The following is a 26,586-nucleotide window of genomic DNA, read 5'->3' on the forward strand; positions in this document are numbered from 1 at the left end:
AAGGTTGCTTATTTATCGCTTTTTGGTTAAGATGAACAAACACAGGTGGTAATGGAATACAGCCACTTGTTGATTTTTGTTTAAGTTGCAAAATGAGTTAAGTCATAGAATGCTTGCGATGTATTTACTTCAAGGCTTATTAGTATTGATATATTAATGTGTTAATGTCTTTGATTGCGTATCATAGGCTAGTTTTAGATCATACTTTTAAAGCAACTGCAATGATTACAAGATTTGGAGTAAAATACCATCCGATACCCAAATAAAAAAAGTACAAACAATAAATTAACCCTAAGCAGAATAATATCTGCATTAACCAACCAAAGAGGTAATTATGACCACCAAGACCCAACAGCTGATTGAGCAAAATAACAAATACGGCACCAAAAACTATCTGCCTTTGCCCATTGTCATCAGTAAAGCTAAGGGTATTTGGGTGGAAGACCCAGAGGGTAATCGCTATATGGATATGTTGAGTGCTTATTCTGCGGTAAACCAAGGACATTGCCACCCAAAAATCATTGACGCTCTAAAACAACAAGCCGAACGAGCTACATTAACCAGTCGTGCTTTTCACAATGACCAACTCGCCCCTTGGAGTGAAAAAATTTGCCAATTGGCAGGTAAGTCTCGGGTTTTACCGATGAATACAGGGGCAGAAGCGGTAGAAACCGCCCTTAAAACCGCCAGACGCTGGGGCTATGATGTCAAAGGAATTTCTGACAACCAAGCAGAAATTATTGCCTGTGTGGGCAACTTTCATGGGCGTACTATGGGTGCAGTATCATTATCGTCAGAAGCTGACTACAAACGAGGTTTTGGTCCTTTGCTAGATGGCATCAAGCTGGTTCCTTATGGTGATATTGAAGCTCTCAAAGCCGCCATCACACCAAATACTGCTGCATTTTTAATAGAACCAATACAAGGTGAAGCTGGCATCAACATACCACCAGAAGGATTCATCAAACAAGCCTTTGAGGTATGCAAGCAAAACAATGTGTTATTTATTGCCGATGAAGTCCAAGTAGGTCTTGGACGCACAGGCAAACTTTTTGCTTGCGAACACGAAGGTGTTGAGCCTGATATGTATATTTTAGGCAAAGCCTTAGGTGGTGGTGTCATACCAATCTCATGTGTTGTGGCCAACGATGATGTATTAGATGTATTCACCCCTGGTTCGCACGGCTCAACATTTGGGGGTAATCCTTTGGCGTGTGCCGTTTCTATCGCTTCTTTGAATGTACTGATTGATGAAAAACTTGCTGAAAATTCAGCAGAATTGGGGGCGTATTTCTTGGCCGAACTCAAAAAAATACAAAACCCAAAAATCAAAGAAGTACGTGGGCGTGGTCTATTCATTGGTGTAGAACTTACCGAGTCCGCTCGCCCTTACTGCGAAAAACTCAAAGAGCTTGGCTTGTTATGCAAAGAAACTCATGATACCGTCATTCGTTTTGCACCACCGCTCATCATCACCAAAGCAGACCTTGATGACGCCTTGGTTAAAATCCGTGAAGTATTGAGTGAAAAAGCCTAGATTTTAAACCCTAAAGCCAACCGTCATTGTTTTATTTACGGTATGAGTTTTGCTCTTTTGGTTTGATGATTAATACTGGTACTTGGACAATACCGCCAAGTACCTCATTGATATTTTAGCAATTTTTACCGCCTTAAAGTATTTGGGGCGGTAGTATTTTTTAATAGCACAGCTTGGTCAATTCATGCCATGACCACAGTCATCTCATGATTTTATTTTTTTAATTATTTTTCAATTATTTTTTTAGTATTTTGCCCAAAATCGCTCAAGCAAAAAATAGCACCGCAGAAAGCTGGTGCCATTACCCATTCGTTGTTAATATCAATTACAACCCAATCTCACCAATAAATGGTAGATGACGGTATTTTTGATTATAATCTAAGCCATAACCTACAATGAATTTATCCTCCACTTCAAAGCCTAGAAATCTTACATTCATCTCAATCTCACGACGAGATGGCTTACTTACCAATGTACATAATTCAATAGAATTTGGATTTCTGGTTTGCAAAATTTCTACAACTTTTGAAAGCGTACGCCCAGAATCAATGATATCTTCAACAATCAGCACATCTTTACCCTGAATGTCGCCATCTAAATCTTTTAAAATTTTTACATCGCCACTTGATACGGTAGATTGATTGGCATAGCTAGATGCTGTGATGAAATCTAACTCATGTGGTTTATTGATGGCACGGCACAAGTCAGCCATAAAAATCACCGAACCACGCAGCAGTCCAACCAAAACAAGATTTTTATTGCTATTGGCATAATGTGCATTGATGGCTGCACCTAATTCCTTGACCTTATTGGCGATTTCATCGGCTGAAATCATTACATTCATGGTAGGTTCTGTATTCATGGTATGTCTTTTTTTGAAAATAAAACTCATATTTTAGTCCATCATGGCAAAATTATCAAGTTTTAGCTTGTTGCATGATTAGCTTGTTGCATGAAGTGCCATCTCTGATAATGCAAACTGGCGTACATCGTTAAGCATGGTTGTATCAAAATTATGAATGAACGCAAATGCCAGTTTTCGGTCAGGATCACAAAACGCAACCGAGCCATTATAACCCATATGCCCATAAGCATTTGGCGTATTTTGCAAACTAAATAAACGATGAAAACCTGTACGCCAGCACATATTGGCAGGCATGACCGCATCAAAGCCATTGACCTGCACACGACGCAAATCCACCAAAACCTCAGGGCTTATCAATACCCGCCCTTGCCAAACGCCATTATTTGCATGGACAGCATAAATGCGAGCAAGTGCCTGTGCTGTTGACACACCATTGGCCGCAGGAATCATGGCAGTCATCACCTGCGGGTGATAGTATTCCATGCCATCACGGCCATTAGGCATGAGTGCATTCTTATAATTAGCAAGGTTCATTTTAGAAGTATCAAAATATAATCTATTAATGATTGCTGTACCAACACCCACACCATTTAAAGCTTTTTTCCAAATGGTGGCTGCGGGTAGGTTTGATAATATTTCAGTGATTTTGGGTGTATCTGGTTTTAAGGTTGGCTTGCGTTTGACCGTAGGCATGCCCTCAAAATAACGCACAGGTTTGGCAACCTGCCCCACCTTTTTAGATGGCAACTGATAAAAAATTTGCCCCTCAATACCAAGCGGTCTTGCCAGATGCTCATCAAGCACCTCTTGTAGTGTTTGCCCTGTTGCACGCTCAATGGTATGTCCAAGTACCCAACCAGAAACAAGTGCACTATATGCACTGGCATAGCCATGTATCTCCTGAGCTTTTGGCGTATCACTTGTCATCGACTCAACCAACTCACCCATTGTCTGCCAGTTTGTCAAATCATCAACCGACTGCGTCAATGTTGTGATATTAAAAAGTCCAGATGTATGCGTAAGAATGTCTCGCAATGTGATGTTTTGTTTGCCATTGCTGGCAAAATTTGCCCAATAATGACCAATTGGCACATCATAATTTAGCAATCCTTTTGATACCAAGACAGCCACAAGCGTTGCCATCACACCCTTGCCAATAGAAAAATTGACTGATAATACATCATCTTTCCAAGCCATGTCAGGCAAAGCATTGCCAACAGCTGTGTTCACCACCTCTACACCCTCTTGATAAATGACAAGCGAACCACCTGCAAGCGGTTCATCAAATTGTAGCTGTGTTAATACCCCAGAAAAATCTTCCCAAGTTGTCATTATTTTGCTCTTTTTTGCAATTGTTGGTTAATTAAAATACAAAAAACTGGAACTTAATCCAGTTTTTGATTGATTACGGACTGCCATTTATAAAAACTATAAAGATATTTATAAAAAAGTGATGCAACCTTGTAAATGCGGTCTGTCTGTACCAGCAGCATACAATGCAAAGCTACGGCCATCGGTCTCTTGGCGTGCCACAAAATCAATCTTAGACGGCAAAAATATTGGTGTTTTAAAAGACACATCAACACGGTAAGCTCTTGGCAAATCATGAAATTGTGCAATGCTTGCCGCCTTTGACCACATACCATGTGCAATTGCCTTAGGAAAGCCAAATGCACGCGCAGACAAGGGGTGCAAATGAATCAAATTAAAGTCTCCTGAGACGAACGCATAACGGCGACCAATATCCTCTGGAATATTAATCAACTCCGCCCATTGGTTATCATCGGGCTCAAGTCGTAATACAGGCTCAACACTCTTAGCTTTCTTAGCTTCGGCACGCTCTTGGTTGGTTTTTTTCTGACGAGAAAGATAGGTTGAGACGCCTTCCCATACCAGCTCACCATCAATCGTTGCTGTCATATTAAAGTCAAACTGCTGACCTTTGTCATGTGATTGAAGATTGCCAATACTCACGGTCAGTGTTACCGTCTCAGTGTCATAAATGATGCGATGCTGGGTTACACTGTTTTCCAAATGCACAAGCCCAAGCATGGCAAAAGGAAAATCAGGCCTTGCCATCATATTCATCTGCAAAGTCTGCGATAACACCGCAAAATAAGTCGGCGGCACACGCCCATCATTGATAAAACCGCAAATTTTGCGATATTCCTTTAAGTTATGCTCATCAATAACAAGGCCATCTACATGATACACCAACTCTGGCAATGTTGTCGCCCTATTATCACCAATAGGAATCAAGCTTTTGATGACATTGGCATAAGTGGTGTGCATTTTTGGCAATTCTTTAAAATATTGTTCTGCCATACGATACCCATTTTTTAATTTTTGTTTAAATTTCAATCATTTATTGAATTGAATAAGTCAATCACGCACCAAGCAAGCTTTGGCCACAAACACGCACCACATTGCCATTAAGACCGTCCGCCTTTGGTGATAACAACCAAGAAATGGTTTCTGCAACATCAACAGGTTCACCACCTTGACTCATTGAGTTCATGCGTCGCCCTGCTTCTCTGATGGCAAACGGAATCATGCCTGTCATTTTTGTCTCAATAAAACCTGGTGCAACAGCATTGATGGTTTGATTTGTGCCTTTAAATTGTTTGGCTGTCGCTTCCACCAAGCCAATCACACCCGCCTTACTCATGGCATAATTGGTCTGACCTAAGTTGCCAGCAATACCTGAAATTGATGACACACAAACGATGCGTGCAGAATCACTAATCCCTTGATTTTTAATAAGATAATCATTGATGGTATGAATCGCTTTTAGATTAATATCCATCACCAAGTCCCATTTGTCCTCACTCATGTTCGCCAACATCTTATCACGGGTAACCCCAGCATTATGCACAACACCATCTAGGACACCACACGCTTTAACAATCTGTTCTGCCGCATTCGCCTCTGTAATATCTAACGGCAAGGCATATCCACCTAAATTGCCAGCAATTTTTTGCAAATCCGCTAAATTTTGTGGCACATCCAAACAATACAGCTTAGCACCATCTCGTGCCAATACTTGTGCTACCGCAGCACCAATACCACGAGAGGCACCAGTTACCAAAATTTTACGCCCTTTTAACGGCTTATTTTCATCAAAATCCACCACTGTAAATTCATCAAGTCCATCGCTTTTTTTGATATAGATTGGCTGACCTGACACATAAGCAGACTTAGCAGATAAGAAAAATTTCAATGCGTGTTCAAGATGAGCTTCTGCACCAATTTGTGTATAAAGCACATTGGCGGTAATGCCTTTTTTAAACTCTTTGCCAACTGATTTGACAAAGCCAAGCAAAGCACGCTGAGCGATTGCAAAGCCAACATCACCACCTGTACAGCATTCAGGGCGTGCAATGATAATGACACGACCAGACGACTTAATACGACGAGCAAGTACATGAAAAAATTCATACACCTTTTTCAGACCATCTACATCTTTAATGTTAGTGGCGTCAAAAATCGCTACTTTAAATTTGGCATTTTCGTCAGTTAATTTTTCATTCAAATGTTCAGCAGTGGTGATTTTAGCATCTAAGTCAAAAAGCACATTTTGTATGATGCTTGCCACCAGCTCATCACCGCCAAAAGCTGTACCAAACGCCACTTCGCCACGAATGACAGGCTGACCAATTTCATAACGGTCAAGTTTAATCGGCATTGGTAGCCCTAGATTTTTGGCAACTTTTTTACCCAAAGGGGATTGTACCAACTCACCATAGCGATCACTCATGATTTTAATCCTTAATTTTAGTCATTTCAAAATCTAAAAATAGCATTTACATTTTAACATAAAAACTCAGCAAAACCACCCATTTGTCATGGTTTATACAGTTTTTCATCAACTTTTTCACCAACAATGGGGTAAAATTGAATATCATTTGATAAATATTTGTTACAAAGTGCGTTATTTTTTGGTTTTTTGTCAAAATAGTGCTAAGCTATATCACATCAAACACATCAACTGAGTCAATTTTAAACAAGGAGTTTTTTATGAGTATCAAAAAAGTCGCCATTTTGGGGGCAAATCGCATTCCATTCGCCCGCTCAAACGGTGCTTATGCAGACGCCAGTAATATTGATATGCTAAGTGCTGCCTTAGACGGCTTAGTTACCCGCTACAATCTTGCTGACAAACAGATTGGCGAGGTGGTCGCAGGTGCGGTCTTAAAGCACAGCCGTGATTTGAACCTAACTCGTGAATCTGTGCTAAATACTCAGCTTAGTGCAACCACACCTGCTTATGACATATCACAAGCGTGCGGAACAGGACTACAAGCCGCCTTTGCTGTTGCAAACAAAATCGCTCTTGGCATCATTGATAGTGGCATTGCAGGTGGTACAGATACGACATCAGATGCACCCATTGCCTTGGGCGATGGCATTAGAAAACCCCTACTTCGTCTTAATAACGCCAAAGATGCTAAATCAAAATTAACCGCTCTTAGCACAATCAACCCCAAAAAAATGCTTGCCTTTCCTGAAAATGGTGAGCCACGCACACGGCTGTCCATGGGAGAGCATCAAGCCATCACTGCACTAGAATGGGATATCACGCGTACTGACCAAGATGCACTTGCTTATGCCAGCCATCAAAATCTTGCTCGTGCTTATGAAGAAGGCTTTTTTGATGACCTTATCACACCTTATAAGGGTATCTCTCGTGATAACAACTTGCGTGCAGACACCACACTTGAAAAACTTGCCACACTAAAACCTGTCTTTGGTAAGAAAAATGCCAACCCAACCATGACTGCCGCCAACTCAACACCCTTAACTGATGGTGCTTCATGTGTATTATTGTCAAGCGACGACTGGGCAAAACAACATGGCTATGAACCACTTGCTTACATCACACACCAACAAACAGCCGCAGTAGATTTTATAGGCAAAGAAGGCATTACCGAAGGCTTGCTCATGGCACCTGCTTATGCTGTACCAAAAATGCTACAAAAAGCAGGACTGACATTGCAAGACTTTGATTTTTATGAAATTCATGAAGCTTTTGCATCACAAGTTTTGTCCACTTTGGCCGCTTGGGAAGATGAAAAATTTTGTAAAAATCGCCTAGGATTGGACAAAGCACTTGGCTCTATTGACCGCAATAAATTAAATGTCAATGGTTCCAGTCTTGCCGCAGGCCATCCATTTGCAGCCACAGGTGGGCGGATTTTAGCCACTGCTGCCAAGCTACTTGCACAAAAAGGGTTTGGTCGTGCACTCATTTCAATCTGTGCCGCTGGTGGTCAGGGCGTAACTTGTATTTTGGAACGCTAATTTAAGTTGTTTAGCAACTTGACACAAAAAAATACCATCAAACCAGCCGTTACAAATCTACAAATTAAAAAAGCACACGATTTTTTGTGTGCTTTTTTAATATCGAAATACCAATTACCCCTGTTTGTTTACTTTTACTTAAAAATTTATGGCATGAAAAATAAAATACTGCTTTTTTACAAAAATGTTAATTTTTCGTAATTTTTTGCTTTACATTTGTATAATTTTTAGCTATTTTATGACACAATGGTAAAAATTAAAAACCATATTTAAAAACCGTCTTTGGCATTTAATCACCTTGCAATTTCGCATCATTTTCTACACAATCATCCAAGCAAAATGACACTTTGTCATTAATTTTTAGGAATAACAACTCATGTTATGGTTCTTTTTTTGTATTGCCGTACTGATTCTTGGGTACTTTATATACGGCAAAATTATTGAAAAAATTTTTGTCATTAATCCAAATCGAGACACGCCTGCCTACACAATGGGTGATGGTGTGGATTATGTACCAATGTCAAAAGGGAAAATTTGGCTAATTCAGCTGCTAAACATCGCAGGCACAGGCCCAATTTTTGGCCCAATTTTAGGTGCACTGTACGGACCTGTGGCAATGCTATGGATTGTTCTTGGTTGTATCTTTGCAGGTGCGGTGCATGACTATATGTGCGGTATGCTGTCGGTGCGTAACAGAGGTGCAAGCATGCCATATCTGACGGGCAAATATCTTGGCACGATTCCAAAACATTTCATCAACATACTTGCTGTAGTATTGCTTGTACTTGTTGGCGTGGTGTTTGTGGCAAGCCCTGCACAGCTGATGAGTTCAATCACCATGGATGTCTTTGGCACAACAGCAACTGGTGCGATTTCGGTGGATAATGCCGAAAGTATGACTGCCAACGCAGGCACCACCACCAATACTGTTTTTGGCGTCTCCAAAGAAGGCATCATCATCGCATGGACAAGCGTCATTTTTGTTTATTACATCATTGCAACCCTACTACCAATTGATAAAATTATTGGTCGTATTTATCCATTTTTTGGTGGATTATTGCTCTTTATGTCGCTTGGCATGACTTATGGCTTGGTGATGAATGAACTTGGCGATGCACAGAGCTATTTTTATCATAGCATGGGCGGTTTATCAGTAGAATCCTTTTTTCAAAATCTACAACCAAAAGGTGACTTGCCAATCTGGCCACTGCTTTTTCTAACCATCACTTGTGGTGCATTATCTGGTTTTCATGCCACACAAATACCACTGATGGCACGCTGTGCAATGAATGAATCTGAGGGTCGTTTTATTTTTTACGGTGCAATGATCGCCGAAGGCATCATTGCCTTAATTTGGTGTACTGTCGGCTTATCTTTCTACCCAGATTTGGTATCGCTACAAGATGCCATCACCGCAGGCTCTCCATCAAAAGTAGTCTATGACAGCTCGATTGGCTATCTGGGATCTATCGGCGGTATATTTGCTGTACTTGGCGTGGTCATTCTACCCATCACATCAGGCGATACCGCATTTCGTGCAGCACGACTCATCATCGCAGAGTTCTTAAATATGGAACAACGCACACTAATGAAACGCCTATGGATTGCCATTCCACTATTTGTCATCGGCTTTATCGTCTCAAAAGTTGATTTCCAAATTCTATGGCGTTATTTTAGCTGGGCCAACCAAACCGTTGCTGTTGTCATGCTATGGACTGCCGCAGGTTATTTGTATCGTTATCACAAATTCCATTGGATTTGTACCATTCCTGCCATCTTTATGACGGCTGCTTGTTGTACCTTCTTGGCATACAATAAAATCGGTTTTAGCCTAGATTATACGCTGTCGTTGTATATCGGTGCTGGTTTAACCGCCATCATCACCATCGCCTTTTTCCTATTTGTTAAGCGTGAGAGCATCGCAGGCGACCCAGAGTCATTGATCGGTCAAGAAGCGACGAGTGCGAAGATTTAGCCAGTAATTTTCAAATCATTGGTTTAAAATCGGTCATAAAAAAAATGCGAGTCTATACAGATTCGCATTTTTTAACTCATTCACTGACAAATTTAAAAGGTTTAAAACCAAATTTTATCAGGGTTCATGATGTTGTTTGGATCAATGGCCTGCTTAATCAGCTTCATCACACAAAGGGCTTGCTCGTCATATTCAGATGCCATATAAGTACGCTTTCCTTGACCGATACCATGCTCGCCTGTACAAGTACCTCCCATATCAATGGCTCGTTTAGCAAGTCGAGATAAGATACCTTTGGTCTTGGCAACATCATCGGGATTATTTTTATCAAGCAACAATAGCACATGAAAATTACCATCACCAACATGACCAACCACAGGACCGATCATACCCTGTTCTTGAATGTCAGCCACTGTATCAGTAACACATTCAGCAAGACGAGAAATTGGCACACAAGCATCTGTTGATAAAATTTCAAACTCAGGCTTTAATGCCCTAGTTGCATAATAAGCATTATGCCGAGCTGTCCACAATTTTTTTCGCTCAGATTCATCACTGCTCCATTTAAAGTCTGTGCCACCAAACTCTGCCATAATATCAGCAAAAATCTGAGCTTGTTCAATGACGCCACTTTGTGTACCATGAAATTCTACGAATAATGTAGGTTTTTCTTGCAGGCTTAATTTAGAATAAGCATTGCAGGCTTTTATTTGCATGGCATCAAGTAACTCTAAACGAGCCACAGGCAATCCATATTGGATTGTAGTCATCACAGTTTGGCAGGCATTTTTAATCGTCTCAAAATGACATACGCCACTGCCTACACATTCAGGTTGTCCAAATAATTTCACAGTAATTTCAGTAATGATGCCAAGCGTACCCTCTGAACCAATCATCAGGCGAGTCAAATCATAACCTGCAGATGATTTTTTGGCACGAGAAGCTGTTTTTATGATTTCACCATTTGGCAAAACCACCTCCAAACACAGCACAACATCTTTCATCGTGCCATACCTTACCGCATTAGTACCTGACGCACGAGTTGCTGTCATGCCACCAATGCTGGCGTTTGCACCAGGGTCAATAGGGAAAAACAGCCCTGTATATCGCAAGGCCTCATTAAGCTGTTCACGAGTTACACCTGCCTCAACAGTGGCGGTCAGATCGTCTGCATTGATACTAATGATATTAGTCATCTGAGACATATCAATGCACAACCCACCACAAGGGGCGTTGAGTTGTCCCTCTAATGATGAACCTGCCCCAAACGCAACTACGGGCATTTTATGGGCATGGCAAATCTTGATCGCTTTAGCGATTTGATATTTATCGGTAACGGTTAATACAGCATCAGCAGGTTCATTATCTAACCAGCTCATTGTATGGGCGTGTTGCTGACGAACAGTTAAATTGGTGGTTAATCTATCCCCAAAAGCTGATTTGAGCTCATCAATGGCAATGATAAAACGGTCGGTCATTTTTCTTACCTTATTTAATCAAGATTATTTACAATACATACAAAAAATACAGTAGCTACTTGCCACTGTATTTTTTGTATCAACAGATTGTATAAGCACACAAGCCATATTACTTAATACGCATATCGCCAGTTTCTACAAATCTTTGATGCCATGACAAAGCTTCTAGCAAAATGTGCGGTGTTTGTAGTCCACCTGCTTTTTCAGCACGGTCATAATAATCTTTTAACATGTCTTTATAATCAGGGTGAGAGCAGTTCTCAATGATCAGTTTGGCACGCTGTCTTGGTGATTTACCACGCAAATCCGCCATACCTTGTTCAGTAACAATGAACATCACATCATGTTCAGTATGGTCATGATGGCTTACCATCGGTACGATGGCAGAGATTGCACCACCTTTTGCAGTTGATGGGCTGACATAAAATGAGAAGAAACCATTGCGAGTAAAGTCGCCAGAACCACCAATGCCGTTCATCATCTTAGTCCCCATGACATGAGTTGAGTTGACATTACCATAAATGTCTGCCTCAATCATTGAATTCATGCCAATAACCCCCAGACGACGAATCACTTCTGGGTTATTGCTGATTTCCATGGGGCGTAGAATGATTTTATCTTTTAAAAATTCAATATTTTCATTGAAACGAGCCAAAGCATCTGGACTAAATGATAATGCAGTAGCCGATGCTGTCTTCATCTTTTTGGCAAGAATCAAGTCAAGCATACCGTCTTGCAATACCTCTGTATAGCCTGTCAAGTCATCAAATGGTGCATCTAATAGACCTGCCATGACCGCATTTGCGACATTACCAACGCCTGATTGTAGCGGTAGCAAACTCTTAGGTAGACGACCTGCCTTAACTTCATGATCAAGAAAATCAATCACTTGGGCAGCGATGCGTTTAGAGACATCATCAGGTTCGGCAAATTTTGAATTACGGTCCCCTGCATCAGTCATGACAATTGCCAACACCTTGTCAGCATCGCACTCCATATAAGGTGAACCAATACGGTCAAAAGGACCTGTGATAGGAATTGGTTTTCTGTGTGGTGGCAAACCAACTTCAGCATAGACATCGTGCATACCTTCTAAGCCTTCACTGAGTGCTGCATTCACCTCAATGATGATTTTTTCAGCATTTTTAACCGCTTCTGTGCCATGACCAATGCCCATCGCACAAATGATTTTACCATCTTCGGTAATACCAGCTGCCTCAATGATGGCAATGTCAAATTTGCCATAAAAACCTTGTCGCATCTGCTGTTCAACATGGGATAAGTGCATATCCTGATAAGCTGTCAAGCCTGCATTAATGTTGTTACGCAATGTTGGGTCGGATTGAAATGGCGAACGAAAATGCACCGCATTCGCTTCAGCAAGCACACCATCACATTCAGGCGCGGTAGATGCACCCGTTACCATACCAATGCTAAATGCCTCACCTTTGGCATGAGCAGCTTTTGCCTTATTGGCGATGGCGGCTGGCAAGGCCTTTGGATAGCCTGCACCAGTAAAACCAGTGATGGCCAGATTCATGCCATTTTTAACAAATTCCGCTGCTTGCTCAGCACTCATTACTTTTTCACGCAAACCAGCGTGGCGGATACGGTCTAGTGACATAATAAATTCCTTAAAAATCACGAAATGATATTAAAAATCAATTGCTTGATTTGCCTATCGCAGCCCATCTTGTTATTGATTGGGGTTTGTCAGCGTAATATTAGCCAAAATTCGCCTAAGTTACAAGCAATTTTTGGCATTTTTTACAAACCATACAGCGAGCCATCACAATTGATGGTAGCCTAAAATACTTTTTCTACTGTCATAAACCAAGCGGAATTTTTTCGGTTGTATAACGGCAAATTGCTATCAAGATACTGGTAACGATAATTTAGCTTGGGAAAAATGCCTTTATAGTTGAGTTTTTTGTGCCAAATCGCTGTGGTAAACTGCATATCTGTATCTTGTCTAACTTGATCATACCAAAAATTTTCTGCCAAAAATTCTCGTCGGCTGTGTCTAATGGTTGCCTGAATGCCAATCTGCTTGCCCGAATAAGTTGCACCCAAACGGATACCCCTGCGGATTGATGACTCAGCAGGATCAAGCAAACTTTCTTTGCGATAATCCACTCCAAAATGATACAGCCATGCTGATGACGGTCGATACATTAGGGCTGGAATCACATCAAGCGTCTGCCCATTATGTCTACTGGCGGTATTGTCATTTTCATAGCGTTTTTGTCCGTGTGATAGGCTGATGCTTGCTTGCCAATGCTGATTAAGCCTTTGCCCAAAAGATGCGTTCACGCCATATAGTCGCAAATATTTATCATCATCAAGCCAAGTTTGATTATTGTACGCTGTCAGTCCAGCATGACGCTTGACATCAGCATAACGATAGCCGACATCCACACGCGTGCCAAATTCATCAAAACTTGGATTGTCCCAATATCGCACCCCATCAAAACCGGCGGAGGCGTATAAGGAATGATTGCCTGTAATATTAGTCTGTTTGGCAATGCCAATATCATAACGGATACCAGTGGCTGACTGTGGCAGTGAGTCAGCATCACGATTAAATATGAGACCGCCCAAATTCATCTGGCGTAAATCAGATGCGTTATTGACATTATCTGTTTGTTCAAAATTAAATGAAACACTTGGCACTATCTGCTGTGTACTGTCAATCGCTCTTAAATAACGCCACGCCACCCGTTGTAAATCTCGTGGCAAATGAGCATAAATATCAGCCAATAAATTTTTGGCATCTTTATATTGCTTGTTTTCAAAATACATCAATGCCAAATCAAATCTTGGATATAATAACTTGGGGTCTTGTGCGATTTTTTCGTATAATTGGACTGCTTGCTTATGCTTGCCCTGACTGCGATACATTGCACCCATCGCATAATCATATAGCTTCTGATCAAAGATGGTCTGCTGTGGGTAATATGCCAGCAATCGCTCTAGCACCGCCCAATCTTGTCGTACCAATGCTTGTGTAATCTCATCAGCAAGCACATCACCACCTACTGACTCCAAAGACGGCGTAACCGATGATACGATGGGTGACTCAATCGGCATCGGCGATGTATTGATCAATGTAGATGATGGCTCATGCACCGCCTGAATCTGATGATAAATGCCATCATCAGTTGCATGGGCAATCAAAGGCAATAATGACAGCAGTAGTGGACAAAGGGTAAATTGCTTCATAATACAACTCAATCAAAAAAAAATCAAAATCAATGACACAAAAAAGCCGACCATCACGGACGGCTTTTTTGGGCTGAATGGACGGTTTTATTTGGTGATTTCGCCACGAGTACCGCCGAAGCCAACTGTATCTTTGTTACCAAAAGATACCTTACCGGCAACTTCTTCGGCTGTTGGACCATAAAAACTCAGCTGATAATTGCCTGATCTGTATGATTGTTTTGCTGTAGAACTAATGCCTGCATCAATAACACTCCCTTGATCCAAAACAATATCATCGCCCAAGCCTGTAATGCGTCCAAAACCAACTCTCTTGGCAAAATCTACTGTATAAGAAAGCTTACCATTCTTAACCACATCTACATATTCATAAGATGGATAACCCCAACTGTCTGTTGTCTGTTTTCTTTCCAATCCTATCGTTCCATTAAATGCCAGACCAGAATATGTAGCACGACCTTCATTCGGCAATGCATCTACAGCGGTTTTTAAACCTTTGACTTCGATGTTTGTACTGCGATTATCTGTAAAAATCTGCCCGTTTTGATTATTATACTCCACAGCTCCTTGGTAATCACCAACAACTACTGAGTATGGTAAATTGTAAATAACTTGATGATTTCTATCAGCACTAGTAAAGCTATTTCGCGAAGAAGAACTACTAATAAAGTTTTTATTAACTAACTCATTTTTAGGATTATTTGCATACTCACCTTTTAAAGCATTTGCCTGCTCTTGAGCTTGTTTGGCTTTTTCAGCATTGACGATGGTTTTAAATGCTTCATCTGTCGCTTGCTTATTGTTATTAGCCAAGCTATCAGCCACATCTTGGCTCAGACCAGCATCAATAGCCAATCGTACCAATTCTTTAACTCTGTTGTTTTGCTTAACAATTTCATTTAATGCTGCTTGAGCTACCTGACCTGTTTCATCAATATTTTCAGCAACATAATTTTGAATTTGCTCGTCACTTAGACCTGCATCTAATGCTTTTTGTTTTAGGTCGTCTTTGACTGCCTGACGGTCAGCAACAAGTTTATCTAATGCCGCCTTAGCTTCTGCATCAGTGGCATCAGTTTGAGCCTTGGCATAGTTTTCTGCTTGAGTTTGCGGCAGACCAGCATCAGTTGCTTTTTTCGCTAAGTCAGCAATTTTGTTATCACGATTTTCTTTGACGATGGCATCTAGTGCCGCTTTAGCATCTGCATCACTCTTATCTGCGTTGGCATTGGCATAATTGGTGGTTTGTTCTGCTGTCAAGCCTACATCTTGAGCTTTTTTGGTTAAATCTGCGATTTTTGCTTCACGAGCTTTACGGGCTTCTTCTTCAGCCAATCTCTTAGCTTCAGCTTCACGAGCCAATTGTTCTTGGCGTTCCTGTTCGGCTTTTTCAGCAGCAATACGGTCAGCCTCTTCTTGAGCCAGACGAGCTTTCTCTGCTTCTTCAGCTTCACGAGCAAGTTGTTCTTGACGCTCACGCTCTGCTTGTTCTTGAGCCAATCTTTCTTGCTCTGCCTTTTCAGCAGCAATACGGTCAGCCTCTTCTTGAGCCAGACGAGCTTTTTCAGCCTCTTCAGCCAAGCGTTTTGCTTCAGCTTCTTTGGCTAGGCGTTCTTGCTCGGCTTTTTCTCTTGCAACTCTCTCAGCTTCGGCTTTCGCTTCGGCTTCGGCTTTTAGGCGAGCCTCCTGTGCTGCTTTTATTCTTGCCTGCCTTTCAGCTGTGGTTTCCGTCTTTCCAGACATCTCAGAAGAGATCTCAAATGGACTATGACTATTTGGATTGCTGGTACACGCAGCGATACTTAGAGCCAGTACAGTCAATGTACCGATTTTTGACATATTATTTGTAGACATGATGACCCACTCCATGATGATAAAAAAAATTCAGGGGGAGCAAATCATCTAAGTATCCAAAGATTTGGACGCAAAGAAAGGAAATTTTTGGAAAGTTAGAAGGAGTATATATGCTTCACGATGCATGACGCACCACCAAAAACACATTGCCCCCCCCTAACAGGTATTTGGTTTTTATATTCTTACCGAATTAACACAAAAAATCAAGGAAAAATTACCATATTTTTAAAATTTGTATATAATATATTGATATTTTTTTATTTTTTTAAGCTTACTAAAAAAAACAAAACGGCTTTTGTATCACAAAAACCGTTTAAATCGATCGGATATTACAATCCTGCTTTTAGACTTGCCACAATAAACTTATCCAAATCGCCATTTAATACAGCCTGCGTATTTGAAGTTTCAACACCAGTACGCAAGTCCTTGATGCGTGAATCATCTAACACATAAGAGCGAATCTGCGAACCCCAACCAATGTCAGATTTACTTTCTTCTAAAGCCTGCTGTTTTTCCATGCGTTTTTGCATTTCTAACTCGTACAATTTAGCACGGAGCATTTTCATGGCAGTATCTTTGTTGGCGTGTTGAGAGCGTTCATTTTGGCAAGCGACAACCACACCTGTGGGCTGGTGCGTGATACGCACGGCTGAATCGGTCGTATTGACATGCTGACCCCCTGCACCACTTGAACGATAGGTATCAATCCTTAAATCGGCAGGATTGATGTCAATTTGCACATTATCATCAATCTCAGGCGAGACAAATACAGCAGAAAATGATGTATGACGCCCATTATTGCTATCAAATGGCGACTTACGCACAAGACGATGCACGCCAATTTCAGTACGCAACCAGCCAAAAGCATAATCACCCTTAACGCAGATGGTTGCTGATTTGATGCCAGCCACACCGCCTTCTGAAACCTCCAAAACCTCCGCTTTAAAGCCGTGAGACTCACACCATCGCAGGTACATTCTAAGAAGCATTTCCGACCAATCTTGTGCTTCTGTACCACCAGAACCTGCCTGAATGTCCAAATAGCAGTTGTTGGCGTCCATTTCCCCACTAAACATTCGCTTAAATTCTAAATCTTCAACTTTTTCGGTGGCATCATTAAGCTCGTTTTCAACATCAAAAATCAAGCTCTCATCGTCTTCTTCAACCGCAAGTTCTAGCATGGCAGCAGCATCTTCTAATGTTGCATCAAGGCTTTCAATGACACCAATAATGCCGTCTAGCACAGATTTTTCTTTGCTGATTTTGGTCGCCAGTTCTGGATCATTCCAGATTTCTGGATTTTCAAGCTCTAGATTAACTTCTTCTAAGCGTTCTTTTTTACCATCAAAGTCAAAGATACCTCCGTAAGTCTTGACCTCGTTCGGTCAGGTCTTTAATTTTTTCTTGGTATGGGGCAATTTCCATGATAACAACCTTTTTAATTTTTAATTCAAAATAAATGTAAATGTCATGACACTAAGCCACTAGCCACTAAGTACAATAAATTAGCACAAAATTATAGCAAAATTTATGGGATTTGAGAATAATCTTTCACCAAATGGCTTAAATTTCTCGCAAAGCTTGTATCACCATCACCCCTTGCTCATTCATGACAAAATCCACATCTACCGACTTATAACGCATGGTGCTGATGGTATTTATCTCATCTTGACGGTAAGCAACTCTTGGATCTTGGGCAATTAAATCGCTGATGAGCTGTTTGTCATTTTGATTCAGATGAAGGTTTTTAAGATGATAAAAATCATGTTCAGCCTGTTCACTAAACTTTGCAATCCGAACGGTCGGTTTATCAAAACTTAATGCGTTACCCACACCATCAGCAAATGCCAGATAGGGCTTAATATCCAATATTGGCGTACCATCTGCCATATCCGCCCCCATGATGTGTAGCATCAATTTATTATCAACAATCTCTACTTTGTCAAATGCCACCACCGATAGACCCATATTGGACGGACGATACATACTGCGAGTGGCAAATACGCCTAGTTTTTTATTACCACCCAATCGAGGCGGACGCACTTGTGGGCGAAAATCGTCCTGAACTTTATTATGATGAAAATGCCACAGCACCCATAAATGACTATAATTGTCAATCCCCACAAAAGCATCAGGATTATCAAAAGGTGGATAAAAAGTAATATGGCTTTTGATGGCAACCAAATTTGGCTGGCGTGGAATGCCAAATTTTTGAGACAGTGGCGAATGGTGTTGCCCAATGATGGGGAGTGTGTGCGTATTCATGGCGTTTTGAGATGGTTTGTGTTAAAATCAACAAAGCTTATGTCAAAAAATCAATAACAGTTTGTGTTAAAAAACGCTATCATAGCACAAATTTTGTTTTTGTAACGCATTCATTCTATGATAAAATTTAACCCAATGACAGCTCACTGACCAACATACAAAACTTTATTTTCATCACTTTATTTTCATTTTGGAATTTTTACCATGTCAAAATTCATTACCGAAATTGTTACCCATGTCCATCATTGGACAGACAGCCTTTTCACCATCAAAACCACACGCAGTGATTCTTTACGCTTTCGTAGTGGTGAATTTGCCATGATTGGACTGATGGTTGATGGCAAGCCTTTGGTGCGTGCATATTCTATCGCAAGCCCTGCTTGGGCAGAAGAGCTAGAATTTTATTCCATTAAAGTACAAGACGGCCCATTGACCTCCCGCCTGCAACACATCAAAGTTGGCGATGAATTATTAATCAGCAAAAAACCCACAGGCACGCTGGTATTAGATGATTTATTACCAGCCAAACATCTATACTTACTTGCTACAGGCACAGGTCTTGCCCCATTTTTATCATTGACTCGTGAGCCCGAGGTTTATGAACGATTTGAAAAAGTGATTCTCGTGCATGGGGTGCGTCATACCAAAGATTTGGCATATCGTGATTTTTTTGAAAATGAATTACCAAACGATGAAATTTTTGGTGAGTGGGTGCGTGAAAAACTCATCTACTACCCAACCGTTACTCGTGATGAATTTAAAAACACAGGGCGTGTAACCGACCTATTAAAATCAGGCAAACTCTTTGAAGACATTGGTTTGCCACCAATAAACAAAGACGATGATCGTGTGATGATTTGTGGCAGCATGGCGATGAATGCCGACACTTGTGCCATTTTAGATGAGTTTGGTTTGAGCGTCTCGCCACGCATGGGTGTACCTGCCGATTATGTGGTAGAAAGAGCTTTTGTGGGTTAATTTTTTAATCTGTATTACAAAAAAAAATCGCACTCCAAGTGCGATTTTTTTACTTTTTTATTGATAAATCATCACAAATCATCATTTTTAGAGCATTTAGCATTCATCATTTAGTAAAAACAAACAAAAACTTTTAAAAAGATAAGCGGTCAGATTTCTTCTCTTTTTAATGTCTTATTTGATGCATTGACGAATCTTAGCTGCCAGCTCTGCCAGCTCATCTTGCTTGGCAAATTCACTTTCATGTTTACCAAGTTCATGCACATGTGTTGGGATTAAGTGCATATGATAATGAAATACACTTTGCCCTGCCTTGGCATGATTTAATTGCATTTGCACCACACCCTCTACATTTAATGCTACTCGCTGTGCCTTGATGACTTTTTGAGCCGTAGCAATGATGGCGGTAGCATATTCAAGGGGTAAATCGGTCATTTCCACCGCTTTGCACTTACCAATCACAAGCACATGACCTGTCGCCTGTGGCATGACATCCATAAAGGCAAGCGTTTTGTCGTCTTCATAGACCTTGTGGCACGCAATCTCACCACGCAAAATCTTGGCAAAAATATTGGTATTATCGTAAATCATGCTACACTCCAAGCTTGTCAAAAAAATTAACTTTGCCCGCATTTTAGCACAGATTTTTGCAAATTGTTTTGCTAAATTCTGTCAAAATACACGCAGATTTATGATATAGTTTTGTGGTATAGTAAAGCAAAATTTAACAAATTTATAGTCCAATTTTATGACCAAACATACCTTTATTTTACAAGAGCTTTTAACTGAGCCAGATTTTATCTTTCGCACGCACAATGTGAAAATTGACAAATTCATCATCAAAAAAGACTTGCCTATGATTTTTTTGGCACATTATGACAGCCTGCCTGAGGACATCAAAGCCGAAAAACCACTTGATTTATCCATGCTAAAACTCATGAACGAAAAAGTTACCGCGCAGACCGCTTGCCAATGGCTTAATCTGCCTGATAATACCATCAAACCTGCCACTCACATTAAAATCAGCGGTACAACTGTCATTGTTTGTGATGAATTTCCGCTTGCTCTGCATTTGTCATTCACCAACACCGCCAAAGATACACAAGCTGTTTATACCAACGACATACCCCAAACACTAGCCAACGAAGCCGATGGTTTTGTACTGACGGGCAATGTACACATTCTACATAAAAATCCCAACAAACAGCTGATTAGCGTGGACTTTGATGATGAAGAGTTTGCCATTGCCACCCATGATGCTTACATACGCCTGCCCAATACACACGCTCTTGCCACCACGCACACACTGAATCTTTTAAAGGACCGCACGCCACAGGCACTAACCTACCTGCAAGAGTCCATACGCCACAAAGTCACAACACATTATCAAACACAGTATACCTAAGATTTACACCAATCAGTTTCAACCTTGGATACACTTTTAATCCAAGTAAGCTTGGTGTGAGTTTTTTAAATCAGAAAGTGCGGTTTATTGGACATGGTGCTCACCTTATGATAAAAAAACTACAACACTACTGCGAAAAAATAGGCCTGAGTATGGCACCAAAACGCCATTAAAAACCTAAGATAAAAACGGTGCGTTATACAAAGCATGTAGCTTGTAGTAATTTTTGGGCAATATGGTCAGTTTTATATACAAAAGCGTATCAGCATGGCAATGGTAAAAATACCAATTTCGATTCAACTATGGCACGCCATCTAATCAGCTCAAAGTACTGAAAAAATGATGTGGAATTTAATCCTACCCACCCCAAGTTTTACAGTAGTTTTATTTCACAATGCGATTTTTAATTACCAATGGGTTTTTAAGTTTTTAAAACCCAGACCCATTGTAATTAAGTGGTTTTGAACCCAAACTATTGCGGTGGTAACATTGCAGATACCGTCAAGCAAAGCTTTGTTGCAAATTCACCTCCCAAATGCAGCGTATTTTTGGCAATCTGTTTGTGGCGAGCCTGCCCTTCTGGTTCGCCACTGTTGGGATTGCAATCAAAATGCGGAAAATTACTGCCTGCAATGTCAAGACGGATACAATGCCCTTTTTTAAAGACATTTGCCGTTGCAAAAGGTTTAACCGTTAATTTGACCTTCTCACCTGTCATCATGGTGGGTTTTGACCAACTATGACGATAACGGGCACGCATAATACCATCAGTTAAATTCATGGAAAATCCGTGCGGATAGTCATCGCAGGCTGGGTACACATCAACCAGCTTGACTGTAATGTCGCAGTCAGGAGCGTCGCAGGTCAGCCATACATGCACCTCAATATCGCCCGCTACAACCAAATCTTCTGTCAAAGGCGGTGTTTGAAAGCTTACGATATCATGGCGCGCGGTCAATGGTTGGTTACTACCATCTGTGCCAAAAAAGTCAGGACGCTCCCTTTGGTCAAACGCACCACCCACATAAACAGGTTTGCCAGAGGTAATCGCACCACCTATTGTGGGTATGGGGTGATTGGGGTCAGATTCGAAAAATATGCAATCATCTTCGGATGGTTTTTGTAAAGACAATTGATACTCTTTAGTACAATAAAAGGTCAGTTTTTGCGAATTGGTAAAAGGAAATTGCGTGTCATGACACCAATACCCCCCGTGGTTAAGCTGATTTTGTTCAGTTTTATTACCCTGACCACCGCCCATGACAAAAATGCTCACTTTTGGTGTATCACAAGATGTATTTTTATTTTGCAAATGCTTTGCAAACCACGCTAAGCGATAGCTTAGCCAGTCTAAGCCTAAATTTCCATCAAACTGTGCAGACTGGCCAAATTGCACCTCACCGCTGTGCGTAATATTGCGGTCGCCATGCAACCAAGGACCCATGATTAGATGTTGCGGGGCGGTTTTACGCTGTGTCAATTCGCTAAAATTTTGCAAAGTTGAAGAGACATAGGCATCGTACCAACTGGACATATGTAAAATAGGAATATCTGGAATATTATCATAATATCCTTCGGCATAAATTCCAATTTTTTGCCAAAACTCATCAAATACACCATGTTGCCATTGCTTTAGCAAATACGCTTCGTACTCTGGCAAACTGCTTAATGGGTTGTGCCCTTTAAGCCATGGCATTTTGGTAAACCAAGTATGAATATCTTGGTCATTAAGTGCGGCTAAAATGTGTGGTACGGTTTTGGCTTTTGGGCTATTTTTGGCTTGCTTAAACGCCCATGTCGCCTGTTTGAGTTCAAATGCTCCACCTTGACGAATACCACATTGATAAGCGTTGGCAAAGCCTCCTGAATCCAAAATCATTGTTTTTAGTTGTGGTGGATTTAGACAGGCTAAGGCAAGCTGGGTATGTGCTGCATATGATAATCCCATTGTACCGATATTGCCATTGCACCAGGATTGTTCTGCCAACCAGTTTAATGTATCAATACCATCCTCAGCCTCATTGAGATATTTAACAAAATTACCTTCGGAGCGATAGCGTCCACGGCAATCTTGAAATACCATCACAAATCCTGCCTTATTAAAAGCTTGTGCCATTTGCTCACGACCGATTTTTGTGCCATCTGCATTGATTTCAGACCGTGAATGAGCTGTTTTGTCATAAGGCGTACGCTCCAATACAACAGGCCAAGAGTTATCTTCTGTCATATCGTCTGGTAGGTATATATCTGTTGCCAAGCGTATACCATCACGCATGGCAATCATTTGATTACTTATCAACATTTAGTACCCTGTTGCAACAGCAATGGTTAATAAAATTAAAGCAGTTATGAACAAAATAACAACCAGTGGCCAGACATATTTCGCCCAGCGCGTCCAACTTACTTCAGCTGTCGCCAAAAAAATCAATAGGCCACTTGATGTCGGCGTAATCACATTGGTTAGGCCATTGCCCATCAAAAAAGCAAAAACAGTCGTTTGCGGTGTAACACCTACAATTTCACCCACAGGACCCAAGATAGGCATCGTAACAGCAGCTTGACCTGAAGTACTTGGAATAGCAATATCCAATAGCAACTGACAGACAAACATACTATAAGCAGAAATATAAGCACCGTTTCCGCCAATAAATCCTACCAAATAATGAATAATCGTATCCATAATTTGACCTTCTTTTAGGATAATGGCAACGGCGGTTGCAAGCCCAATCAGCACAGCCGCAATCAATACTTTTTTCATACCTGCAACAAACGCATCGGCAGCATCACTGGGACGCATTTTGGCAATCGCTGCAAACACCACGCTCAAAAACAGATAATAAGCGGATAATTCAGTAGCTTTCCATTTCCAAGTTTGTGACCCATACACCATAAAGGCCACACCCACCCCTAAAGCTATCAACAACCAAAGATGCTGTGCTGATAAAGGCGTGCTATCAAAACTATGACTGAGTTTTTGACCACCTGCATTTTCACGGCGAATATGCCAAAGCACATAAGCAATACATATACCCATCATTGCAACATAAGTCACCAAACGCATACTCATGCCACTAAAAACAGGAACACCTACCAACGGCTGTGCCACCGCCAAAGCATAAGGGTTGGTAAGTGACGCCAAGTAACCCACTTTGACCGCAAGCGTAACTATGGCAAGCCCTGTTACCTTGGAGAGCCCCAAGCGGTCAGTCATTGCGATGACCATAGGAATCACCAACAGGTATTCTTTTGCCATACCCATAAAAGTAGAGCCCAAAGAAAAAATAATCATCAAAGAAGGTACCAGCAGATAAACATTGCCCTTGGTGATGCTCAAAGACCGCTCAAGACCTGCCTCAATCGCACCACTTTTGCTAAGTACTCCAAACATACCGCCGATGAACATCACCATAAAAATCAAATCCGCCTGTTCAATGATGCCTTTGGGGACAGCGTGCAAAGTCTGAATAACACTAACAGGTTTAACCACCTCTTTGCTGGGTGTACCCACCAAAACATCACTAAACGAATACTCTTTTTGCGTTGTTTTATAGCTGTCGGGCACAACCAAAGTCACTTTTTTACCATCTTGTTGTTCCACCTTTTCACGCTTGAATTCACCAGATGGCACAAGATAGGTGAGCAATGCAGCAATTAAAACAATAATCACCATCACAATGGTTGGACTCATTGTACGTTTTCCTTGAACGACGGTCGTCATGACACTCTCCTAAATAAAAATTTGCCTAAATACCAAAATCATTTAAATACCAAGTCATTTAAATGTTAAGCACAATGAGCTAATTACAAATACTGATATAAATATACAAAATTACAAACACATTGCCAACCCAATGAGTTTTACCGACTCAACAAGCTACTAATATCATCTTTGGCATTTAGCAATGCTTTGCGTAGTGCTTGATGATAAACCTCATCAAGTCTTACCAATGGCACGCTTGCACTCAAACAAGCCACACATGTCTTATGCTCAAATAAAGGCACTGCAGTCGCGCCCACGCCCTTGGTAATCTCCCCAAAAGACTCTGCAAATCCATTTTGACGGACATCGGTTAATTGATGATAATCTGCCTTGAGCGTCGGGTTTAGATGTTCAGCCTCGTCAGCACTCATCCACGCCAGTAGCACCTTGCCTGCCGCCCCCATTCCCAATAGGCGGCGATTACCCATCTGGCTTACTACTTGCAAAGGCTGTGTTGAGCGATGCGCATAAATCTGCATCGTTTGCTCGCCATCACGAATACGAATCTGAAAATTCTCATCAAACTGACTGGCAATTTGCCTGATGATTGGCTCAGACACTTGCACCAAACTGATTTGCTTACAGGCCGCTTGCCCAATCATCAGTGCTTGGTAGCCCAAATGATAACGCCCCTGTGTATCCTGTTGCACCAAGCCCTCTTCTACAAGCGAACACAGCATTCTAAAAGTGCGAGATTTGTTGGTTTGAGTGATGCGTGCCAGCTCACTTAATCCAATATTGGGTGTGCTGGCAAGCTGTTTAAGTAACTTTAAGGCGGTGGAGACGCTGGCAATCATAATCGCTCACTGGCTTGGTTTATCAAGCAAATCGATGTTTTATTTTTAAGACTTATATTAACTTTAAACTGTGGGTAAAATCAAGTGATTTTTTATCTTGTCAAAAATTTGTTCAATTTTTAAGGGCTGCAGTAGATAAGCCCTAAATCCCATACCATTTTCTAGGTATTCTAAGCTGATTGGATGGTGTGCCATAGTTAACTCTAAATTCACATTCTTTGATGAAAAGATAAAATTTTTCTTGTCAATACCGTTGTATTTTCTCAAGCACTCGTTTATATCGAGAACACAAGCGCAGAAAAGGCAGTTTTTTTCTATGGGCTTTGACTACTGACTACTTTTTTAACAAGATTAAAAAACCCATCTTCCTTAATGGTTGTCTTTACCTATTTTTTTGAAAATGGTCAAATAAAAAAAGACCTTAAATCAAGGTCTTTTTTTAGTCAATGGCAAATCAGCCTTTTAGCACCAAAAAAATCTCATCACGCACAGTATTGATATCTTTTGTACCATCAAAACCATGGTATGCTGGAGCATTTTCACCTGATTGTGCCACCGATTGATAATGCCCAATCAGCGTTGCTGTCTGTGCATGATATACCGATAAACGATCACGCACCACTTCTTCTTTATCATCATCACGCTGTACCAAGTCCTCGCCCGTCACATCATCTTTCCCCTCAATCTTTGGTGGATTATGAGTGATGTGATAAGTACGGCCCGATGGCAAGTGTGCACGCCTGCCTGACATACGGCTGACGATTTCATCATCTGGCACACTAATTTCAATGACATGGTCAATATTCACACCAGCATCAGATAATGCTTGGGCTTGGGCAATAGTGCGTGGGAAACCATCAAAAATACAGCCATTAGCACAGTCAGGCTGAGCGATACGCTCTTTCACCAAATTGATGATCAGCTCATCAGATACCAACTGACCTGCATCCATCACGCTTTTAGCAATCTTACCCAGCTCTGTGCCGTCTTTGATGGCAGCACGCAACATATCGCCTGTAGAGATTTGTGGAATATTAAATTCTTTTGAAATAAGCTGAGCTTGTGTGCCCTTACCAGCACCTGGCGGTCCCAACAAAATAATGCGTAACATAACACTCTCCAATAAAATAAAACAATTTAACACTATAA

At 41.1% G+C, this 26,586-nt stretch carries 20 protein-coding genes and 1 pseudogene; 5 read left to right on the forward strand and 16 right to left on the reverse strand.

All coding sequences use genetic code 11. The annotated features are described in order from the left end of the window. The first annotated feature begins 334 nt into the window (after nucleotides 1-334). Nucleotides 335-1,537 carry an ornithine--oxo-acid transaminase gene (locus R0123_RS02665; protein WP_323843012.1) on the forward strand — a complete coding sequence of 401 codons (1,203 nt, stop codon included), beginning with the start codon at nucleotides 335-337 and terminating at the stop codon, nucleotides 1,535-1,537. 325 nt (nucleotides 1,538-1,862) lie between these two features. Here R0123_RS02665 and hpt read toward each other — a convergent pair whose 3' ends face one another. From hpt to R0123_RS02685, 4 genes are all read right to left on the reverse strand, one after another. Then, nucleotides 1,863-2,381 (reverse strand): hypoxanthine phosphoribosyltransferase, encoded by a 519-nt coding sequence (gene hpt / locus R0123_RS02670; RefSeq protein WP_416381515.1) that lies wholly within the window; start codon nucleotides 2,379-2,381, stop codon nucleotides 1,863-1,865. 96 nt (nucleotides 2,382-2,477) lie between these two features. After that, on the reverse strand, nucleotides 2,478-3,734 hold the full coding sequence (locus tag R0123_RS02675) for a serine hydrolase domain-containing protein (protein ID WP_323843013.1): 1,257 nt from the start codon (nucleotides 3,732-3,734) through the stop codon (nucleotides 2,478-2,480). 108 nt (nucleotides 3,735-3,842) lie between these two features. Next, nucleotides 3,843-4,727, reverse strand: coding sequence for a MaoC/PaaZ C-terminal domain-containing protein (locus tag R0123_RS02680; protein ID WP_323843014.1), 885 nt, complete (start codon nucleotides 4,725-4,727; stop codon nucleotides 3,843-3,845). A gap of 61 nt (nucleotides 4,728-4,788) precedes the next feature. Continuing rightward, nucleotides 4,789-6,159 (reverse strand): 3-oxoacyl-ACP reductase, encoded by a 1,371-nt coding sequence (locus R0123_RS02685; RefSeq protein WP_323843015.1) that lies wholly within the window; start codon nucleotides 6,157-6,159, stop codon nucleotides 4,789-4,791. A 260-nt stretch (nucleotides 6,160-6,419) separates the two neighbouring features. On the opposite strand from R0123_RS02685, the gene R0123_RS02690 reads away from it, so the two are divergent. Together R0123_RS02690 and R0123_RS02695 are read left to right on the forward strand one after the other, a co-directional pair. Beyond that, nucleotides 6,420-7,703 (forward strand): acetyl-CoA C-acetyltransferase, encoded by a 1,284-nt coding sequence (locus R0123_RS02690; RefSeq protein ID WP_323843016.1) that lies wholly within the window; start codon nucleotides 6,420-6,422, stop codon nucleotides 7,701-7,703. A gap of 376 nt (nucleotides 7,704-8,079) precedes the next feature. Continuing rightward, nucleotides 8,080-9,678 (forward strand): carbon starvation protein A, encoded by a 1,599-nt coding sequence (locus tag R0123_RS02695; RefSeq protein WP_323843017.1) that lies wholly within the window; start codon nucleotides 8,080-8,082, stop codon nucleotides 9,676-9,678. 101 nt (nucleotides 9,679-9,779) lie between these two features. On the opposite strand, the gene R0123_RS02700 is transcribed toward R0123_RS02695, so the two are convergent. The 6 genes from R0123_RS02700 to tsaA form a co-directional block, all read right to left on the reverse strand. Next, on the reverse strand, nucleotides 9,780-11,156 hold the full coding sequence (locus R0123_RS02700) for an FAD-binding oxidoreductase (protein ID WP_323843018.1): 1,377 nt from the start codon (nucleotides 11,154-11,156) through the stop codon (nucleotides 9,780-9,782). A 109-nt stretch (nucleotides 11,157-11,265) separates the two neighbouring features. Further along, complete coding sequence (locus R0123_RS02705; protein ID WP_323843019.1) at nucleotides 11,266-12,780, reverse strand: acetyl-CoA hydrolase/transferase family protein; 1,515 nt, start codon at nucleotides 12,778-12,780, stop codon at nucleotides 11,266-11,268. A 182-nt stretch (nucleotides 12,781-12,962) separates the two neighbouring features. Further along, nucleotides 12,963-14,378, reverse strand: a complete 1,416-nt coding sequence (locus R0123_RS02710) for a porin family protein (RefSeq protein ID WP_323843020.1) — start codon at nucleotides 14,376-14,378, stop codon at nucleotides 12,963-12,965. Nucleotides 14,379-14,465: 87 nt separating this feature from the next. Then, nucleotides 14,466-16,232 (reverse strand): factor H binding protein domain-containing protein, encoded by a 1,767-nt coding sequence (locus R0123_RS02715; protein WP_323843021.1) that lies wholly within the window; start codon nucleotides 16,230-16,232, stop codon nucleotides 14,466-14,468. Nucleotides 16,233-16,561: 329 nt separating this feature from the next. Then, nucleotides 16,562-17,657 (reverse strand): peptide chain release factor 2 gene (gene prfB / locus R0123_RS02720; RefSeq protein ID WP_323843022.1). Its coding sequence is split into 2 segments (ribosomal slippage): nucleotides 16,562-17,584 and nucleotides 17,586-17,657, totalling 1,095 coding nucleotides; the frame shifts between segments, so codons are not numbered across the junction. A 138-nt stretch (nucleotides 17,658-17,795) separates the two neighbouring features. Next, nucleotides 17,796-18,497, reverse strand: coding sequence for a tRNA (N6-threonylcarbamoyladenosine(37)-N6)-methyltransferase TrmO (tsaA, locus tag R0123_RS02725; protein ID WP_323843023.1), 702 nt, complete (start codon nucleotides 18,495-18,497; stop codon nucleotides 17,796-17,798). A gap of 204 nt (nucleotides 18,498-18,701) precedes the next feature. Between tsaA and R0123_RS02730 the strand changes: the two genes are divergently transcribed. Next, complete coding sequence (locus tag R0123_RS02730; RefSeq protein WP_323842200.1) at nucleotides 18,702-19,475, forward strand: ferredoxin--NADP reductase; 774 nt, start codon at nucleotides 18,702-18,704, stop codon at nucleotides 19,473-19,475. Nucleotides 19,476-19,649: 174 nt separating this feature from the next. Here R0123_RS02730 and R0123_RS02735 read toward each other — a convergent pair whose 3' ends face one another. Further along, nucleotides 19,650-20,066 carry an HIT family protein gene (locus R0123_RS02735; RefSeq protein WP_323843024.1) on the reverse strand — a complete coding sequence of 139 codons (417 nt, stop codon included), beginning with the start codon at nucleotides 20,064-20,066 and terminating at the stop codon, nucleotides 19,650-19,652. Nucleotides 20,067-20,223: 157 nt separating this feature from the next. Between R0123_RS02735 and R0123_RS02740 the strand changes: the two genes are divergently transcribed. After that, a complete protein-coding gene (locus R0123_RS02740; protein WP_323842202.1) occupies nucleotides 20,224-20,880 on the forward strand; it encodes a hypothetical protein in 657 nt (218 codons plus the stop codon). A 472-nt stretch (nucleotides 20,881-21,352) separates the two neighbouring features. Here R0123_RS02740 and R0123_RS02745 read toward each other — a convergent pair whose 3' ends face one another. The 5 genes and pseudogenes from R0123_RS02745 to adk form a co-directional block, all read right to left on the reverse strand. Further along, a complete protein-coding gene (locus tag R0123_RS02745; RefSeq protein ID WP_323843025.1) occupies nucleotides 21,353-23,182 on the reverse strand; it encodes a CocE/NonD family hydrolase in 1,830 nt (609 codons plus the stop codon). Then, nucleotides 23,183-24,598 carry a hypothetical protein gene (locus R0123_RS02750; protein WP_323843026.1) on the reverse strand — a complete coding sequence of 472 codons (1,416 nt, stop codon included), beginning with the start codon at nucleotides 24,596-24,598 and terminating at the stop codon, nucleotides 23,183-23,185. A gap of 140 nt (nucleotides 24,599-24,738) precedes the next feature. Further along, nucleotides 24,739-25,437 carry an IclR family transcriptional regulator gene (locus R0123_RS02755; RefSeq protein WP_323843027.1) on the reverse strand — a complete coding sequence of 233 codons (699 nt, stop codon included), beginning with the start codon at nucleotides 25,435-25,437 and terminating at the stop codon, nucleotides 24,739-24,741. A 142-nt stretch (nucleotides 25,438-25,579) separates the two neighbouring features. After that, nucleotides 25,580-25,704 (reverse strand): annotated as a pseudogene (locus R0123_RS02760) (IS1595 family transposase); the annotation flags it as partial. Nucleotides 25,705-25,891: 187 nt separating this feature from the next. Then, complete coding sequence (gene adk, locus R0123_RS02765) at nucleotides 25,892-26,548, reverse strand: adenylate kinase (protein WP_323842206.1); 657 nt, start codon at nucleotides 26,546-26,548, stop codon at nucleotides 25,892-25,894. Nucleotides 26,549-26,586: the final 38 nt, after the last annotated feature.

Source organism: Moraxella sp. Pampa (assembly GCF_035181385.1).
In the GTDB taxonomy this organism is placed as follows: Bacteria; Pseudomonadota; Gammaproteobacteria; order Pseudomonadales; family Moraxellaceae; genus Moraxella.